Origin of the sequence: Schumannella soli (assembly GCF_006517435.1) — a bacterium.
Taxonomy (GTDB): Bacteria; Actinomycetota; Actinomycetes; order Actinomycetales; family Microbacteriaceae; genus Schumannella; species Schumannella soli.
The window spans coordinates 230,063-247,045 of sequence record NZ_VHQG01000004.1; the positions used below are offsets into that span (position 1 = coordinate 230,063).

The 16,983-nt window shown below is 72.4% G+C and carries 14 protein-coding genes; 6 read left to right on the top strand and 8 right to left on the bottom strand.

Annotated features, from left to right (window positions below; all coding sequences use genetic code 11):
• Window positions 1–35: 35 nt before the first annotated feature.
• Genes nagA through FJ657_RS13845 form a run of 3 tightly spaced genes read left to right on the top strand, consistent with a single transcriptional unit; the run spans window position 36 to window position 1,970 of the window.
• The gene (gene nagA / locus FJ657_RS13835) at window positions 36–1,181 is read left to right on the top strand and encodes an N-acetylglucosamine-6-phosphate deacetylase (RefSeq protein ID WP_141164299.1); all 1,146 of its coding nucleotides are present in this window, start codon (window positions 36–38) and stop codon (window positions 1,179–1,181) included.
• A gap of 58 nt (window positions 1,182–1,239) precedes the next feature.
• Complete coding sequence (locus FJ657_RS13840) at window positions 1,240–1,665, top strand: VOC family protein (RefSeq protein ID WP_141164300.1); 426 nt, start codon at window positions 1,240–1,242, stop codon at window positions 1,663–1,665.
• Window positions 1,662–1,970 carry a winged helix-turn-helix transcriptional regulator gene (locus FJ657_RS13845; protein ID WP_141164301.1) on the top strand — a complete coding sequence of 103 codons (309 nt, stop codon included), beginning with the start codon at window positions 1,662–1,664 and terminating at the stop codon, window positions 1,968–1,970. Before FJ657_RS13840 ends, FJ657_RS13845 begins: the two co-directional genes overlap by 4 nt.
• Window positions 1,971–1,974: 4 nt before the next feature.
• On the opposite strand, the gene FJ657_RS13850 is transcribed toward FJ657_RS13845, so the two are convergent.
• From FJ657_RS13850 to FJ657_RS13885, 8 genes are all read right to left on the bottom strand, one after another.
• A complete protein-coding gene (locus FJ657_RS13850; RefSeq protein WP_141164302.1) occupies window positions 1,975–2,745 on the bottom strand; it encodes a glucosamine-6-phosphate deaminase in 771 nt (256 codons plus the stop codon).
• 77 nt (window positions 2,746–2,822) lie between these two features.
• Window positions 2,823–3,755 carry an ROK family protein gene (locus FJ657_RS13855; protein WP_141164303.1) on the bottom strand — a complete coding sequence of 311 codons (933 nt, stop codon included), beginning with the start codon at window positions 3,753–3,755 and terminating at the stop codon, window positions 2,823–2,825.
• Window positions 3,752–5,245, bottom strand: coding sequence for a glycoside hydrolase family 3 N-terminal domain-containing protein (locus tag FJ657_RS13860; protein ID WP_141164304.1), 1,494 nt, complete (start codon window positions 5,243–5,245; stop codon window positions 3,752–3,754). Before FJ657_RS13860 ends, FJ657_RS13855 begins: the two co-directional genes overlap by 4 nt.
• Window positions 5,242–6,189, bottom strand: a complete 948-nt coding sequence (locus FJ657_RS13865) for a carbohydrate ABC transporter permease (RefSeq protein ID WP_141164305.1) — start codon at window positions 6,187–6,189, stop codon at window positions 5,242–5,244. Before FJ657_RS13865 ends, FJ657_RS13860 begins: the two co-directional genes overlap by 4 nt.
• The gene (locus FJ657_RS13870; protein ID WP_141164306.1) at window positions 6,186–7,139 is read right to left on the bottom strand and encodes a carbohydrate ABC transporter permease; all 954 of its coding nucleotides are present in this window, start codon (window positions 7,137–7,139) and stop codon (window positions 6,186–6,188) included. The genes FJ657_RS13865 and FJ657_RS13870 overlap by 4 nt, the downstream gene beginning before the upstream one ends.
• 104 nt (window positions 7,140–7,243) lie before the next feature.
• Entirely contained in the window at window positions 7,244–8,515 is a 1,272-nt protein-coding gene (locus FJ657_RS13875; RefSeq protein ID WP_141164307.1) for an extracellular solute-binding protein, read from the bottom strand.
• Between the two features lie 200 nt (window positions 8,516–8,715).
• A complete protein-coding gene (locus tag FJ657_RS13880; protein WP_141164308.1) occupies window positions 8,716–9,870 on the bottom strand; it encodes an ROK family transcriptional regulator in 1,155 nt (384 codons plus the stop codon).
• Between the two features lie 168 nt (window positions 9,871–10,038).
• Window positions 10,039–13,623, bottom strand: a complete 3,585-nt coding sequence (locus FJ657_RS13885) for a S8 family serine peptidase (RefSeq protein WP_141164309.1) — start codon at window positions 13,621–13,623, stop codon at window positions 10,039–10,041.
• Window positions 13,624–13,945: 322 nt separating this feature from the next.
• Between FJ657_RS13885 and FJ657_RS13890 the strand changes: the two genes are divergently transcribed.
• From FJ657_RS13890 to FJ657_RS13900, 3 genes are read left to right on the top strand one after another with little or no spacing between them, the layout of a single operon-like run.
• Complete coding sequence (locus FJ657_RS13890) at window positions 13,946–14,398, top strand: FMN-binding protein (protein ID WP_141164310.1); 453 nt, start codon at window positions 13,946–13,948, stop codon at window positions 14,396–14,398.
• A 3-nt stretch (window positions 14,399–14,401) separates the two neighbouring features.
• A complete protein-coding gene (locus FJ657_RS13895) occupies window positions 14,402–15,322 on the top strand; it encodes an FAD:protein FMN transferase (protein WP_141164311.1) in 921 nt (306 codons plus the stop codon).
• On the top strand, window positions 15,319–16,902 hold the full coding sequence (locus FJ657_RS13900) for a ferredoxin--NADP reductase (protein WP_141164312.1): 1,584 nt from the start codon (window positions 15,319–15,321) through the stop codon (window positions 16,900–16,902). The genes FJ657_RS13895 and FJ657_RS13900 overlap by 4 nt, the downstream gene beginning before the upstream one ends.
• Window positions 16,903–16,983 lie beyond the last annotated feature (81 nt).

Below are 16,983 nucleotides of genomic sequence, written 5' to 3' on the forward strand. Positions count from 1 at the left end.
TATGGCCCTCGCGGAGCGGTGGGTAGAGTTCCGCCATGAGTGTTCTGCTGCACTCCGGTCGCCGTGTCGATGCGCGCGGAGAGGTCGATGACGCCTGGCTGCTCCTCGAGGGCGAGCGCATCACGAGGACGGGTCGCGGGGTCTCGTCAGCCCCATATGCCGACGAGAGCATAGATCTCGACGGCGCGCGCATCCTGCCTGGCTTCGTCGACATCCACGGGCACGGCGGCGGGGCCGCCGCCTACGACGCGGGCGGCGAGGAGCTCGAGCGGGCTCTCGCGGCGCACCGGCCGCACGGCACCTCCCGCCAGGTCGTGAGCCTGGTGGCGAACCCGCTCGAGCAGCTGGAACGGAGTCTGCGCGGGATCGCCGAGCTGAGCCGCCGCGACCCGCGCGTGCTGGGCGCGCACCTCGAGGGGCCGTTCCTCTCGCCCGACCACAAGGGGGCGCACAACCCGGAGTTCCTCATCGAGCCCTCGGCGGATGCGGTCGGCCGCCTCCTCGCCGCCGCCGACGGCACGCTGCGGCAGATCACGATCGCCCCCGAGCTGCCCGGCGCGCTCGAGGCGATCACCCGCTTCAGCGCCGAGGGCGTCGCGGTCGCCGTCGGGCACACGGACGCCGACGCCGCGCTCGTGAGCACGGCCTTCGACCACGGCGCGCGCCTGCTGACCCACGCCTTCAACGCGATGCGGCCCATCCACCACCGCGCGCCCGGCCCCGTCGTCGCGGCGCTCGACGACGAGCGCGTCGTGCTCGAGCTGATCCTCGACGGCACGCACGTGCATCCCTCGGTCGCCCGGCTGCTGTTCGCCTCGGCTCCCGGCCGGGTCGCCCTGGTGACGGATGCGATGGCCGCGGCCGCCGCGGCCGACGGCGACTACCGGCTCGGCAGCCTCGACGTCGAGGTGCGCGACGGGGTCGCGCGCATCGCCGGCACGGACACGATCGCCGGATCGACGCTCACGCAGGACACCGCGCTGCGGCTCGCCCTGCACGAGCTCGACCTCCCGCTCGCCGATGTCTCGGCCGCACTGTCGCTCACGCCCGCACGCGCTCTCGGACTCGACGACCGCTTCGGCCTGCTCGCGGCCGGCCACGCAGCCGATGTCGTCGTGCTCGACGACGACGACCGGGTCGCCCGCGCCTGGGCCGCGGGCGTCGAGGTCGAACGCCGCTGACGGAGCCCGTCCCGACAGGCTCTTGACGCGCCACTTGCATTTTGCAAGTATCACCGTCATGAGCCTCTTCATCACCTGCCCGGTCGCCGACATCGAGCACGCGACCGCCTTCTACACGGCTCTCGGCTGGACGCTCAACGCCGAGATGTCCGATCACAACGTGTCGTGCTTCCGCATCTCCGCGAGCGACGCCGACCCCGCCGCCGAGCAGTACGTCATGCTCGGCACCCGCGAGATGTACGCGAGCGTCGGCGGCACCGAAGACCTGATCGGCGGGCCCGACACCCCGTCGAAGGTCACCGTCTCGTTCGATCTGCCGAGCCGCGAGGCGGTGGATGCGCTGGTCGAGCGCGCCGGCGCGGCCGGCGGCCGGATCGGCGACATCGACGACTACCCCTTCATGTACCAGCGCCAGTTCGACGACCCGGACGGCTACCACTACTCGCCGTTCTGGATGAAGCCGGACGCCGCTCCGACCGCGTGAGCGGATCCGACGACGCTCCGACATCCGACCTCGCCGCCGCGCTCGACGTGATCGGCGCGCGGTGGGCGCTGCTGATCGTCGCGCGGCTGCTCGACGGCCCGCAGCGCTACGGCGACCTGCAGCGCGACCTCGGCGTGCCGACGAACATGCTCGCCACCCGACTGCGCGAGCTCGAGACGGCGGGGGTGCTCGCACGCCTCCCGCTGCGCCACAACACCCGCGCGTACGCGCTCACCGAGCGCGGACTCGCGCTGCGCGACGCGATCGACAGCCTCGCGCGCTGGGGCGGCGGCCGCGAGGGCTGAGCGTCTAGACCTCGAAGGGCAGCCGGTTGTCCCAGGCGAAGCGGTAGTAGTCGGCGTGCTGCAGGCGCGATGCCGCGGCCTCGTCGACGATCACGAGCACCTTCGGGTGCAGCTGGATCGCCGAGCCCGGCGACGACGCGCTCACCGGGCCCTCGACCGCCTCGGCGACCGCCTCCGCCTTGGCCTCGCCGAAGGCGAGCAGCACGAGCTGGCGTGCGTCGAGGATCGTGCCGAGCCCCTGGGTGAGGCAGTGCCGCGGAACCTGGTCGGGCGAGTCGAAGAAGCGGGCGTTGTCGGCGCGGGTCGCCTCGGTCAGCGTCTTGATGCGGGTGCGGCTGGCCAGGGACGAGCCGGGCTCGTTGAAGCCGATGTGCCCGGTGCGGCCGATGCCGAGGATCTGCAGGTCGACGCCGCCGGCGGCCGCGATCGCCGCCTCGTAGCGCGCCCCCGCGCCCTCGAGCGGCCCGCCGTCGTCGCCGGGCACGTGCACGAGCTCGGGCGTGAGCCCGAGCGGTTCGACGACCTCGCGCGTGATGACGGCGCGGTAGCTCTCGGGGTGGCCGTCGGGCAGCCCGACGTACTCGTCGAGCGCGAAGCCGCGCGCCGCGGACAGGTCGAGCGAGCGGCGGGCGAGCGCGGTCCAGGTCGTGAGGGGCGTGGATCCGGTCGCGAGCCCCAGCACCGCATCCGCCCGGCGGGTCACGAGGCGCGCGATCTGCTCGGCGGCCAGCTCGCCGGCAGCCTCCGCATCGGGGACGATCGCGATCTCAGCCATTCGGGTTCTCCATCATCATCGGGGCGATCCGCTCTCAGCTGGAACGGCTCTCGGTCGGGGTGCGAGCCGGGTGGCTCTCAGGCGGGATGGGCGGCGCCCGCGGCGCCGAGCGGCTCGACCCCGATGAGCGCGGCGCCGACGGCCGCCGCGGGGAAGCCCCGGGGCAGCAGGTCGACGCGGGTCGGGAGGTCCTGCATGCGCAGGAAGGGCGAGGCCTCGCTCCAGGCCTCGAGCACGGCGCGCACGGCCGCGAGCAGCTCGTCGCCGAGCGAGCTGAGGCCGCCGCCGATCACGACGCGGTCGACGTCGACGGTGAGCACGAGGATGCGCACGGCGGCCGCTATGTTCGACACGAGCCGCTCGCGCACGGCCATCGCCGGCGCATCCCCGGCGTCGGCGGCGGCGAACAGCGCCCGCACCGGCTTGGGGTCGTCGCTCGGCCAGAGCCGCGCGACGGCGGAGCCGGAGGCGCTGAGCTCGAGGCAGCCGCGCTGACCGCAGGGGCATTCGGGCCCGTCGGGGTCGACGGGGATGTGACCGATCTCGCCGGCGACGCCCCGCGAGCCGCGCCAGAGGCGGCCGTCGAGCACGAGCCCGGCGGCGAGTCCGGTGCCGAGGTTGAGGTAGGCCATCGAGTGGCTCGGGCCGTGCTCGAGCAGCGAGTACACCCCGAGGGCGGCCGCGTTGACGTCGTTCGCGACGCGCACCGGCCGACCGAGTGCGGCGCCGAGGCGCGCGCCCAGGTCGAGCCCTTCCAAGCCGAGGTTGACCGCGTGACGCACGCGCCCGAGGTCGTCGACGGCGCCGGGGATGCCCACCCCGACCGAGCGGGCGGCGGCGACCCCGGCGGGCTCCGCCTCAGCGAGCTCGGCGACGACGGCGGCCGCCGTGGCGATGACCTCGTCGGCGCCGAATCCGGTCGCGCGACGGCTCTCGGCGATCACGGCGCCGTTGTCGCCGACGAGCACCGCGTGGGTCTTGGTGCCGCCGATGTCGATGCCGATCCTCACGGCCGCTCCAGCCAGTCGATCAGCGCGGCGCCGACGATGCGCGACGCCCCGAAGGTGGCGACGTCGGCGTAGGCGCGGTCGGGCGCGGGCCAGCCCATGTCGATCGCGATGGTGCCGGGGCGGGTCGCCCGAGCCTCGTCGATCAGCTCGCGCACCCAGGCGTGCCGGTGATTGTCCTTGCCGATGAGCACGAGCGGCGCGAGCCCGCCGTCGCCGGCCGTCAGCGACGCGAGCACCCCCGCGGCATCCTCTTCACGCACCTCGACGACCGCACCGCCGGCGGCGGCGACCCCCCACGGGGAGTGGCCGACGGCGATGTTCGCGGTGGTCTCGATGGTCACCAGGGTGGCACCGGCAGCGGGCGCCGCGCCAGGCTTCACCTCGAAGGCGGTGCGGATGCGCTCGGCCGACACGGGCGGCGGGCCGGAGCTCCAGCCGTCACCGGAGGCGGCATCCGCGTCAGAGTCGCCCGGCAGCTCGGCGCCGCCCGGCACCGTCGCCGCCAGCTGGGCGCCCAGCGCCGCGACGCGCGCGGCCGCCTCCTCGATGCGCGACGCCGGCAGCTCATCACGCGCGACGGCCGCGCGCACGGCGGCTTCGATCAATGCGAGCTGCTCGTCGGTGTTGCGCGTGCCGATGCAGAGCAGGTCGCACCCGGCCTCGAGCGCGAGCGCGGCGGCGCGTGGGATGCCGACCTCGCCGCTCGCCCCGGCCATGTCGAGCGCGTCGGACACGACGACCCCCGCGAAGCCCAGGCTGCTCCGCAGGAGGTCGTCGAGCACGGCCCGCGAGAACGTCGCGGGGGTCTTCGGCCCGTCGAGGGCGGGCACGACGATGTGCGAGCTCATGATCGTGCGCGCCCCGGCCGCGATGGACGCGGCGAAGGGCGGCAGCTCGCGCTCGTCGAGCTCGGCGCGCGAGGCCTCGACGACGGGCAGCGCGAGGTGCGAGTCCTGCGCGGTGTCGCCGTGCCCCGGGAAGTGCTTGGCGCTCACGGCGACGCCCGCGGCCTCGTGCGCGGCGATCCACGCGGCGCTGTGCCGGGCGACGAGCCGGGCGTCCGCGCCGAAGCTGCGCACGCCGATCACCGGGTTGTCGGGGTTCGAGTTGACGTCGACGTCGGGCGCGAAGTTGAGGTTCACGCCCGCCGCGGCGAGCTCCCCCGCGACCGCCGCGCCGACGGCCCCGGTCAGCTCGAGGTCGTCGAGCCGGCCGAGCACCGCGTTGCCGGGGAACGGGGCCCCGGTCGCCGCATGCAGCCGGGTCACGTCGCCGCCCTCCTCGTCGATCGCGATGATCGCGCAGGGGTTGGCGGCGCGGATCGCGTCGGTGAGCGCACGGGTCTGCGCGGGATCGACGATGTTCTCGCCGAACAGGCACACCCCCGCGAGCCCCTCGCGCAGCCGGGTCTCGAGCCACGACGGCAGGGTCGTGCCGACGAAGCCGGGCAGCAGGGTGCCGAAGACGGCCGCGGGCGCGACGTCGCTCATCCCTTCACCGCCCCGGCGACGAGGCCGCTGGTCATGCGCCCCTGCACCAGCAGGAAGAACACCACCACGGGGATCGCGACGAGCGTCGAGCCGGCCATGATCGCCGCCCAGTTCGTGGTCGTGTTCGCCTGCACGAAGGTGCGCAGCCACACCGGCAGGGTGTGCGCCGAGTCGTCGGACATGACGACGAGCGCGAAGACGAACTCGTTCCAGGCCTGGATGAAGCCGAACACGCCGGTCGCGATCAGACCAGGCGCGAGCAGCGGGAAGGTGACCCGCCAGAAGGCGCCGGCGCGCGAGCAGCCGTCGATCATCGCCGCCTCCTCGAGCTCGGCGGGCACGCCGTTGACGAATCCGCGCAGCGTCCAGATCGTGAACGGCAGCACCGTCGCGACGTAGACCAGGCTCAGGCCGATGATCGAGTTGAGCAGGTTCCAGCCCTCGAGCAGGCGGTAGGTGGAGATGATCATCGCCTCGCCCGGGATCATCTGCACGACCAGGATCGCGATGATGAACGCCCGGCGTCCCTTGAAGCGGAAGCGCGTCACGGCGAGTGCCGCCAGGAAGGCGAACACGAGCGCGACGCCGACCGTGATGAGGGTCGAGCCGAGCGAGTTGAGCAGCGCCGGCAGGAACGGCGTGCGGGTGTCGCCGAAGAGCACGAGCGCGTAGTTGCGCAGCGTGAACTCGTCGGGGAAGAAGTGCGGCTCGGCCCCGCGCACCAGGTTGTTGGGCAGGAACGACGAGTTCACCATCCAATAGACGGGGAAGACCGAGAGCAGGAAGATGACCACCGCGATCGCGCTGAACACGATCGACGAGGGACGGATGCGGCGGCGGCGCGCGACCCCGCGCCCGGCCGCCGTGGTGGTGCGGCCGGACGCGGGCGGCGCGGAGACCGGCGACGTGGATGCGGTGCGTTCCGGGGCGACGACGGCGGTCATGCCTCGTCCTCCTTCAGGCTCTGGCGGATGTACACGAACGAGACGGCCATGAGGATGAGCACGAGGATCACGGCGATCGCGCCGCCCGTGCCGTACTCCCCGTTCGCGAGCGAGGTCTGGTAGATGTACACGCCGATGGTCGAGGTCTCGGCGATCGAGCCGCCGATCGCCTGGAGGGCCTGGATCTGGGCGAAGACGCGCAGATCCCAGATCGTGCTGAGCACGATGAGCACGAGGAAGATCGAGCGCAGGTACGGCAGCACGATCAGGCGGAAGCGCGCCAGCGCCCCGGCCCCGTCGAGCTGCGCGGCCTCGAGCACCTCGTCGGGCACCTGCGTGAGCCCCGCGTACACGGTGAAGGCGATGAAGGGGATGGCGCCCCAGACGACGATCACCCCGGCGACGAAGAAGAAGCCGACGGCCGAGATCAGCCACGAGTGGCCCATCCAGTTCGTGCCGGTGACCTGGGTGAGCAGGTAGTTGGCGACGCCGTACTGGGTGTCGAAGACCCAGCCCCAGACGAAGGTCGCCGAGAGCGGCGGCATCGCCCAGGCCAGCAGCAGGCCGATCGAGAGCAGAGTGCGGAAGCCCTTGTTGAGCCGCTGCATGAGCAGGGCGACGAGCGTGCCGAGCACGATCGTGATCACGACGCAGACGACGCAGAACAGCACGCTGCGCCCGAGCACGTTCCAGAACTTCGGGTCGCTGAGCACGTTCGCGTAGTTCTGGAAGCCGATGAACGGCGCCGGGGCGCCGAAGACCTGGGCGCGGCCGTACTGCTGGAACGACTGGATGACGAGCTGGATGAGCGGCCAGCCGATCACGACGGCCAGCACGACCGTGCTCGGCACGAGCAGGGCGAGCGGGAGGCCGACGTGGCCGCGCCGACGACGGCCGGCGGGGGTGAGCGCCGGCGGCGCCGCGACGGGCGCCTTCGAGGCGAGAGACATGGGGAGAGGCTCCGACTACTGTGAGCCGCGTGACCTCACCTTCCTAGGGCGATGGCCGCGCGGGCCGGATGGGCGGCGATGGAACCGCCGCCCATCCGGTTCGATCACTTGTTGAGGATGGCGTCGATCTTCTTGTCGAGCTCCGTCGCGAGGCTCTTCACGTCGCCGCCCTGGGCGACGGCGCTGAAGAAGTCCTGCAGCAGGTTGCTCGACTCGACATCCGCCCACTTCGGCGAGGCCGGGGTGAGCTTCGAGTTGGCGGCAGCCTCGGCGATCGCCTTCGCCACGTCGTCGGTGCCGAGGGTCGAGGCGAGCGACTTCTTGGCCGGCACGAGGCCGTTCTTGCCGAGGATGGTCTGGTAGTCGTCGCTGAGCATGATCTTCAGCGCGTCGTAGGCCAGCTCCTTGTGCTTCGACTTGTTCGAGACGGCGATGTTCGATCCGCCGGCGAACACGTGGGCGGCGCCGCCGCTCTTGCCCGGCAGTGCGAAGACGCCGAGGTTCGACTCGAGGTCGGGGCAGCCGGGGGTGTCGCTGTCAGCGGGGGCGAGGATGGAGCCCTTGACCCAGCTGGGCGCGCTCAGCTGAGCGACCTGGTTGGCGCAGAACGGCACCTGCGGGTTGGTCTCGTCGCCGTCCTTCGGGGCGGTCGAGGCCTTCTCGTAGACCTGCTGCAGCTGCTCGATGCCCTTGACCGAGTCGGCGCTCGAGAACGACGAGGTCCACTTGCCGCCCTTCTCGGTCGCGATCTCGCCGCCGTTCTCCCAGATGTAGGGAAGGGCGTTGTACCAGTCCTTGCCGGGGGCGTAGATGCCCGAGACGCCGGCGTTCGCGCTCGCGAGCTTCTCGCCGTCGGCGACGTACTCGTCGAGCGTCTTCGGGGCCTCGAGTCCGGCCGCGGCGAACATGTCCTTGCGGTAGAAGACGAGACGCGCACCCGAGTAGTACGGGGCGGCGTAGAGCTTGCCGTCGGCGCTGCCCGCCTCGACGAAGCCGGGCAGCAGGTCGTCGCCGCCGAGCTCCTTCTTCTTGCTGCTCAGGTCCATGAACGCGCCGACCGTGGTGAACGCGGGCGACTGGGTGTTGCCGACCTCGACGACGTCGGGGCTGTCGCTGCCCGAGAGGGCGGTGGTGAGCTTGTCGACCAGGCCGGTCCAGCTCTGCTCCTCGATCTTGAGGGTCGAGCCGGGGTGCTGCTTCTCGAAGGTCGTCGTCAGGTACTCACGCGCTTCCTTGGGCGTGTCGGTTCCGTTGAGCCAGACCCGGATCTCGGCCTTGTCGTCACTGCCGCCGCTGCCTCCGGCAGCGCAGCCGGAGAGCACGAGGCCGGCGGCCGCGACGAGCGCTGTCGCCGCGACGATGCTGAACTTCCGCATCTCGATTTCCTTTCCTAGGGCGATGTGCCGTCACGGATCGGTGGTGCCTGTCCGCGACGGTGCGGGGGTGGTGGTGCGGGGTGATGCAGATGGTGCGGTGATGCCGGTGGAGCTGTGGTGCGGGTGATGCCGGTGGTGCGGGTGGTGGTGCCGATGGTGCGATGCGCATCCCCTCGACGAGGTGGATGCGGCGGGCGGGGTCAGCTGACCCCGAGCCGCCCCGAGAGCACGAGCGCGGCGGATCCCCGCAGCACGATGTCCTCTCCGAGGCTGCTCGACCGCAGGGCGACATGGTCGTGGAACTCGGCCATGGTGCGACTGCGGAGGGTCTCGAGCGTGGCCGCGACGAGCGGCCCGTCGAGAAGGGCGGCGGGACCGTTGAGCACGATCTCCGCGAGGTCGAGGGCGCCGACGACGGGCGCGAGGGCGATGCCGAGGCGGCGGCCCGCCTCGGCGAGAACAGCATCCCGCGCCGCGGCGTCGGCCGCGGCGGCGAGGCCCGCCTCGAGGCGGGGCACGGCGAGCCAGGTCTCGAGGCAGCCGCGCTTGCCGCAGACGCATTCGTCGCCGCCGTCGGTGCCGACGACGACGTGGCCGATCTCGCCGGCGGCCCAGCGGCTGCCGTGCAGCGCGATGCCGCCGATCACGAGCCCGGCGCCGACACCGTGGCCGACCTTGACGAGCATGACGTCGCTCGATGCTCCGCCGAAGCTGTGCTCGGCGAGGGCGGCGACGTTGGCGTCGTTGGCGACGACGACCGGCAGCGCGGTCTCGGCGGCGAGGCGCGACTGCAGGTCGACGCCCGCCCAGCCCAGGTTGGGGGCGCTCTGCACGCGGCCGGCCGGGTCGACGATGCCGGGGCTGCCGACGCCGATGCCGAGCACGGGCACCGAGGCGAGGCCGACGAGCTCGCGCACCAGGCCGGCGGCCTTCTCGAGGGCCGCGTCGCCGGTGGCGGCGTCGAGCGGCATCTCGCGGCGGTGCACGACGTCGCCGTCGATCGTGAGCACCGCGCCACGGAACGCGTCGTGCTGGCTGAGGTCGACGCCGATGATCTGGTGCGCGTCGCGGGCGATGTCGAGCAGCGTCGCGGGCTTGCCCGGGCGGGGGTCTTCGCGCTGACCGAGTTCGACGACGTAGCCGTCGGCGATGAGCTCGGCGACGAGGTCGCTGACCGTGACCCGGGTCAGCCCGGTGTCGCGGGCGAGGTCCGCTCGACTGCGGGCGCCTTCTCGGAAGAGCGTCTGCAGCACGAGCGAGCGGTTGTGGCCTCGCGCGTGCTCGGGCAGCAGTTTGGTGCGCGGACGCAGTGCTCGCCCGAGGGCGGTGACTCCGTTCGCATCCGATGCCGACATGTTTGTTAGTAAAGCGTACGAACAAAGCCCGCGCAATACGGCGCGGGCTTTGTGATCATCTGGTGACCGGATGCCGCGAGCGCGACACGATCACCGAGAGCGACCGAGGGGATGCGCTGCCGCGAGTCAGCCCGCGGCAGCGCAGCCCCTCAGTTCATCCCTCCCCGATCAGAACCAGATCAGCAGCGGGGCCACCGGGCTCGTCGACGGCGCGACGCCGTCGGCTCCCGAGTAGGTGGCCGTCACCTTGTGCAGTCCCTGCCCCTGCTTGGGCAGCTTCACCGTCACCGTGCCCTTCGGGCCGACCGCGAGCGGGGCGCCCACGTTCTTGCCGTCGATCTTGAGCTGCACCGTGCCGCCCGCGGCGCCGGTCACCCTGACGGTGGCCTTCACCTGGCTCCACGAGAACGCGCTCCAGCTCGACAGCGTGACCTTCGTCGACGACGCGGCGAGCACCGTCACCGGCGCGCTCGTCGCCGTGCCCGAAGGCAGACCCTCCTTCGACGCCGTGACGACGACGGCGAGGCTCGCGCCCGCATCCTTCTTCGTCGGCGTGTAGACGGACTTCGTCGCGCCGGCGATGTCGGCGCCGTCCTTCTGCCACTGGTAGGCGAAGGTCAGTCCGTCGACGTCCCACGATCCCGGGTCCGCCGTCAGCTTCGCGCCGACCGCGGGCGTGCCCGCGATCGCCGGCGGCTCCGTGTTCTGCGGAGCACCCGGCTCGCCGCCGCCGCCCTCGCCGGTCGCCACGTCGACGACCGTGCGCAGGCCGCTGTCGGCGTAGCTGACGATGCCGAGGTAGTGGCTCTCGGCATCCAGCCCGGCCCAGCTCGCGCGGTACGAGGTCTTCTCGCCCTGCGTGCCCTGCACGACGGCCGGGTCGAGCGTCAGCGGCGCCCCGCCCTGCACCACCGAGGTGACGGTCAGGTCGAACGGCGTCGGCGCCCCGGCCGAGTCGTAGACGTCGACGATCACCTGGTAGTCGCCGGGCGTCGGATCCTCGAGGTCGACGCGCTCGTCGCCGGATGCCGTCGCCGACTGCCACCCCTCGACCGGCGTCGTGCCGTCGAGGCGGTACACCGTCAGGTCGAGATCGACCCCGTCATCGAGCGCATCGAGGTCGAAGCGCGCGAAGCCGGCGCCCTCGGGAACCGAGGTCGCGTAGGTGTAGCTGTCGCCCGTCGAGCCGGTTCCCGAGTGCTCGGGGTCGGCGCCGGTCGGGTCGGGCAGCAGAGCGCCCTTGCTGAGGCCGGTCGTGCCGAGCGGCAGCGGTCCGGTGGCGCCGGGCGTGATCTCGACGTCGACCGAGCCGGTCGTGCCGGTGCCCGTGACGGTCTCGGGTGCGACGACCGACACCGGCTTCACGGCGAGCGGGCTGCGCACGACGGTGTCGCCGCTCTTCCAGCTCAGGTACCCGCTGCTCCACGCGTCGACCGGAGCCGTCGTGCGGTCGAAGGTGACGGTGAAGCTGGTCGACTCGCCCTCGGCGAGGGTGATGCTCGACGGCTCGACCTTCGCATCCACGCCCGCGAGTCCCGCGACCGACGCCGTGTAGGTGCCGGCCGTGCGCGCGGTGACCGTGCGGGTGATCGACTCGGGCGCCGTCAGCGCGCCGATCGCGATCGAGGCCAGGTTGAGTTGGCTCGCGTCGATCGGCGTCACGTCGGGGCCGAGGTCGTAGCCGAGACCGGCGATGTAGCTGTTCCAGTCGTCGGGCCCGTTGAGGTACACGAGTCCGGGCGAGAACATCTTCGTCGGGTCGACGTGACCGGCTCCCTGGCCGAAGACGTCCTCGACCTTCGTGCCGGCCTCATCCACGGTGTCGTAGGCGGTCGTCATGAGCGCCGACTTGATCTCGGCCGGCGTCGTCAGCGGGTGCGCGCCGAGGTACAGCGCGGCGAGTCCGGCGACGTGCGGCGAGGCCATCGAGGTGCCCGAGAGGAACTCCCAGGTCGGGTCCTCGCCCGCGGCGTTGGCGCCGTCGGCGAGGATCGCCACGCCGGGGGCCGCCACGTCGGGCTTGAGGATGTCGCTGCCGTCGGCCAGCACGGGTCCACGCGACGAGAAGCCGGCGAGCTGCGGCGTCGGGATCTGCGTCTCGGTCGTGTTGTCGGGCGTCAGCACCGCGGTCTGACCGGGCGTGCGTGCCGCCTTCAGCACCGCGTCGCGGTACTGCGCGTCGAGGTGCACGCTCGGGATGACGTGGTCGTCGGCGTCGATCGAGCCCTCGACGACGTTCACGAGGATCATCCCCACGCCGCCGGCGGCCTTCACGACCTCCGACTTCTGCGCGCGTGCGTTGACGCCGCGGTCGCAGACGACGATCTTGCCCGCGGCCTTCGCCGGGTCGAGGTCGCCGGGCTGGCAGAGCGTGGGATCGGCCACGCCGGCCGCGCCGATGTCACCCGCGTAGACCACCTCGGCCTCCACCTTCTCGGTGACCGTCACCGAGGCGCCCGCGAAGGCGTTCGGGGTCGGCTGGCCAGGGAAGGTCGCGGTGGCGTAGTAGGTGGGGATCGTGGTCGCCGCGACGGTGGTCTCCCACGGCGCCGCGTTGTCGAGCGTCGAGGCGCCGGGGCCGTCGTTGCCGGCCGAGGCCGCCACGAAGATGCCGGCCGAGGCGGCGCCGAGGAACGCGACGTCGGTGGGCGAGACGGTCGTGGTGGCCGAGCCGCCGCCGATCGAGTAGTTGATCACGTCGACGCCGTCGCGCGTGGCCTGCTCGATCGCCGCGATGAGGTCGCTCGAGGCGCAGCCGTCATCGTCCTGCGACTCGGGGTCGGGTCCCGACCAGCACGCCTTGTACATGGCGATCTTCGCCGCCGGGGCGACGCCGCTGATCGTGCCGTAGTCGCGACCCGAGACGCTCGCCTTCACGTCGGCGTTTCCGGCCGCGGTCGACGAGGTGTGCGAGCCGTGGCCGTCGCCGTCGCGCGGCGAGATGTACTCGCCGGTCGCCGGCGTGCCGGCGCGGGCCTCGGTCCAGCCGTTCACGTAGTAGCGGGCGCCGACGAGCTTCGTGTTGCACTCCTGGCCCGTGAACTGCTGCGCCGCATCCTTGCCGGGCTGGCAGAGACCGGAGTAGGTGCCGCCGTCGCCCTTCTTGTAGAGGATGCTGCCGCCGGCCGTCCAGGGCTCGCTGCCCGGCGTCGCGCCGAGCTTCTTGCCCGCGAACGACGGGTTCTCGGGCGCGATGCCCGAGTCGACGACGCCGACGACGACACCCTGGCCGGCCTTGTCGGTGCCGCCGAGCTTCGACCACACGCCGTCGTCGCCCGAGAGACCGAGGAAGTCGGTGCTCGGCACGGCCGCGGTGAGGTGGTGCACGTCGTCGAGGTTCAGCGCCGCGACGCGCTTGTCGGCGCGCAGCTCGGCCGCCTGCTGCGCCGTGAGGTCGGCGGCGAAGGCGTTGAGGGTGAGGCTGTAGCTGTAGTCGACGCTCGCGCCGACGTCCTTCGCCACGGCCTTCTGCTCGGTCTCGAGGTGCTTGGTGTAGCTCGCGACCGGGGCCTGCCCGGCGAGCAGCTGACGCCCCTGCTTCGGCGCGGTCGCGGCATAGCCGTTCACGCCGCCCGTGTAGCTCGCGGCCGGGTCGCCCTTGAGGGTGACGATGTAGCGGCCGGCTTCGAGGTGCGTCGTTCCGCCGAGGCCGCTCGGCAGCTCCGAGTTCTGGCCCGTGACCGGCGCGGGCGCGGCGGTCGCCGGCGTCGCGGCGAGCAGCCCGCCGGCGACGAGGGCGGCCGTGGCGAACACGGCGGCGGCGGATCTGACTCCGCGCGGGGATCGACCCGTGGGGTCCGTTGTCGTTCTCACTGATGAGGTCCTTTTCGATCAGGGATGCGGATCACGCGGCAGTCGGGTCTGCGACGATGATTCAACCTAGCTGAGAAACACCCCCGAACGGGGGACAATCTCGGATGAACCTTCCGCGGGGTCGATGCGTTGGAATGGATGTACGCACAGCCCGGTTGCGGCTGTCGCACAGACCGATCCGCTTCGGTTGACCCGCGCGAGCACGCGCACAGGACTTCGGCGCCGACCGCGCCAGGACGACCATCCGCCCCCTGGAGGACTCATGACCGCCCTTTCCCGCCCCCTCGTCCTCGGCGTCGCCGGGCTCGGACTCGTCGGCGCGCTCGCCGGCTGCGCGACGACCACGACCGACTCCTCCGGCTCGACCGGCGGCGGCTCCGAATCGTCGTCGAGCGACGCGGGTTCGACGTCGAGCAACGGCTACAAGGACGGCTCGTACACGGCGACCGGCGAGTACCAGTCGCCGGGCGGCGACGAGTCGATCAAGGTCACGCTGACCCTCGAGAGCAACAAGGTGACCAAGGCCGAGGTCGAGCCGCAGGCCTCGAGCGGCAACGCGAAGCAGTACCAGACGCAGTTCAGCTCGGGCATCGACGGCGAGGTCGTCGGCAAGAGCCTCGACGAGCTGTCGGTCACCCGCGTCTCGGGGTCGTCGCTCACCTCGCGCGGCTTCAACGACGCGGTCGACCAGATCAAGCACCTCGCCGAGCTCTAGGACGTGCCCGTCTCGTCCGAGACCGCGCCCGACCCGTCGGGCTCCCCGGCGCGCTGGCGTTTCGAGGCGATCGGCACCGCCTGGAGCATCGACACCCCGTCGCCGCTGAGCGCGGCGCTGCAGGGCGACATCGCCGATCGCATCGAGGGCTTCGACCGCGACTGGTCGCGGTTCCGGCCCGATTCGCTCGTGAGCCGGATGGCGCGCGAACCCGGGCGCTACCACCTGCCGGGCGAGGCCGGTCCGCTGCTCGCGCTCTACCGCATCCTGTTCGAGGCGACCGCGGGCCGCGTCTCGCCGCTCGTCGGGCACGCGCTCGAAGACCTCGGCTACGACGCGGGCTATCGCCTGACGCCGGCGCAGCGCATCCGCCCGACCCCGAGCTGGGATGACGCGCTCGCGTGGGACGGCGAGCAGCTGACCTTGCTGCGGCCGGCGCTGCTCGACGTCGGCGCGGCCGGCAAGGGGCTCCTGGTCGATCTGCTGTCGCGGATGCTGCACGACGCGGGCGAGCACGAGCACGTCGTCGACGGCAGCGGCGATCTGGTGCGCGCCGCCCTGCAGGACGCGGCGCCGGAGCGGATCGCCCTCGAGCACCCCGCCGACCCGACGACGGCGGTGGGCGTGATCGAGCTCGGCAGCGGCGCGATCGCGGCGAGCGCCGCCAACCGCCGCGCCTGGGCCGGCGTCCACCACATCATCGACGCCCTGACCGGGCTGCCGACGCGGCAGGTCACGGCGACCTGGGCCGTCGTTCCCGCGACGGCCGAGTACCCGGCCATGACGGCCGACGGTCTCGCGACGGGGCTGTTCTTCGCCGCGCCCGACGCGTTCGCCGCGGCCGGCCCCTTCGCCTGGGCCACAATCACTTCCGGGGGGCGCATCGCGCACTCCCCCGACCTGCCTGGAGAGGTCTTCGCATGATCGAGCGACTGGATGCGGTGTTCGGCCGCGTCACGATGTACCGGCTGATCGCCATCAGCCTCGCCGCGCTGGCGGTGATCTCCGCCGTGCTGGTCGGCACCGGCTCGATCACGATCGTGACGCTCTTCTCGTACGCTCCCGGGCTGAAGCTCGTGGCGATGCTGGTGAGCCTCGTCGTCGCGGTGGCGTGGGCGTCGCTGTCGAACTTCGTGCTCGCGCTGCTCTTCCGGGCGCGGTTCCACGCCGAGTCGAGCGTGATCACGGGCCTTCTGCTGTTCTTCATCTTCCCGCCGACGCTCGACGTGACCGGCCTGCTCGGGCTCGCCCTGGCGGCGACGCTCGCCTCGGCGAGCAAGTGGCTGATCGCCCCGCACGGGCGGCACCTGTTCAACCCGGCGGCGTTCGGCGCGTTCGTCGTCGGCGTGCTCGGCCTCGGCTCCGGCTCCGTCGCGTCTGCGTGGTGGGCGGGCACCCCGCTGCTGGCTCCGTTCGTCGTCGTCATCGGCCTCGCCGTCGCGATCCGCACCCGGCGGGGTCTGGTGATGCTGACCTTCGCGGTGGTCGCGATCCTCGCCCAGACCGGCAGCTTCGTCATCGGCGGCGGCGACGCCGGATTCGCCCTGCAGTCGGCGGCGCTGAGCTCGGCGACCCTGTTCTTCGCGGTCTACATGATCACCGAGCCGCTCACGCTGCCGCCACGGCGCTGGCAGCAGCTGCTCATCGCGATCGTCGTCGGCCTGCTCTTCGGCTTCCGCTTCTCGCTCTCGAGCGGCGCCGAGGTCGGCCCGTTCACCTTCGGCCTGTTCGCGACCCCCGAGCTGTGGCTGCTCGTCGGCAATCTCGTCGCCTTCGCGCTCGCCCGCCGCCGCGGCATCCGCCTCGAGCTCACCGACCGCCGGCAGCTGACGCCGACCAGCTGGGAGTTCCAGTTCACGCCGAGCGGACACGTCCCCTTCGCGCCCGGCCAGTTCCTCGAGCTCGACGTGCCGCACGCGAAGGCCGACAGCCGGGGCACGCGCCGCACCTTCAGCATCGCGTCGCCGCCGCGTCCGGAGTCGGGTATCCGTCTCGGCCTGCGCGTGCCCGAGTCGAAGCCGTCGAGCTACAAGCGGGCGCTGCTCGAGCTGCCGGTCGGCGCGAAGCTCACCGCCACCTCGGTGGGCGGCGACTTCACGCTGCCCGCCGATGACGGCCGCCCGCTTCTGCTGGTCGCCGGCGGCATCGGCATCACCCCGTTCATCGCGCAGCTGGAGCAGCTGCGACTGACGGCGGCCGGGCGGGATGTCGTGCTCGTCTACGCCGTGTCGTCGCTCGATGAGATCGCCTACGCCGCCGAGCTGGGCCGCAGCGGCGCCCGGGTGCTGCTGGTGTCGCCGCAGCCGCTCCCGCGCATGCCCGAGGGGTGGGACTGGCTCGGTGCGGGCCGGCTCGACGGCGCGCGCCTGCTCGCGGCGGTGCCCGACGCGGCGTCGCGCGAGGCGATGCTCTCGGGGCCGCCGGCGCTGATCGCCGCGCTCAAGCCGGCCCTGCGTCGCGCCGGCGCCCGCCGCATCCGCACCGACGCGTTCCTGGGGTACTGACCCCCGGTCGCCGGACGCCCTCGACGCCGCCGCTCTCCGTTCGCGGGGACGGCGGCGTGGGCGCGTGGAGGCGGCGTTCGC

Excerpts from the sequence above, each read along its gene's own strand:
- nagA (WP_141164299.1), top strand. The coding sequence starts at position 36 with ATGAGTGTTCTGCTGCACTCCGGTCGCCGTGTCGATGCGCGCGGAGAG.
- FJ657_RS13840 (WP_141164300.1), top strand. The coding sequence starts at position 1,240 with ATGAGCCTCTTCATCACCTGCCCGGTCGCCGACATCGAGCACGCGACC.
- FJ657_RS13850 (WP_141164302.1), bottom strand. The coding sequence starts at position 2,745 with ATGGCTGAGATCGCGATCGTCCCCGATGCGGAGGCTGCCGGCGAGCTG.
- FJ657_RS13860 (WP_141164304.1), bottom strand. The coding sequence starts at position 5,245 with ATGAGCGACGTCGCGCCCGCGGCCGTCTTCGGCACCCTGCTGCCCGGC.
- FJ657_RS13865 (WP_141164305.1), bottom strand. The coding sequence starts at position 6,189 with ATGACCGCCGTCGTCGCCCCGGAACGCACCGCATCCACGTCGCCGGTC.
- FJ657_RS13870 (WP_141164306.1), bottom strand. The coding sequence starts at position 7,139 with ATGTCTCTCGCCTCGAAGGCGCCCGTCGCGGCGCCGCCGGCGCTCACC.
- FJ657_RS13875 (WP_141164307.1), bottom strand. The coding sequence starts at position 8,515 with ATGCGGAAGTTCAGCATCGTCGCGGCGACAGCGCTCGTCGCGGCCGCC.
- FJ657_RS13880 (WP_141164308.1), bottom strand. The coding sequence starts at position 9,870 with ATGTCGGCATCGGATGCGAACGGAGTCACCGCCCTCGGGCGAGCACTG.
- FJ657_RS13890 (WP_141164310.1), top strand. The coding sequence starts at position 13,946 with ATGACCGCCCTTTCCCGCCCCCTCGTCCTCGGCGTCGCCGGGCTCGGA.
- FJ657_RS13900 (WP_141164312.1), top strand. The coding sequence starts at position 15,319 with ATGATCGAGCGACTGGATGCGGTGTTCGGCCGCGTCACGATGTACCGG.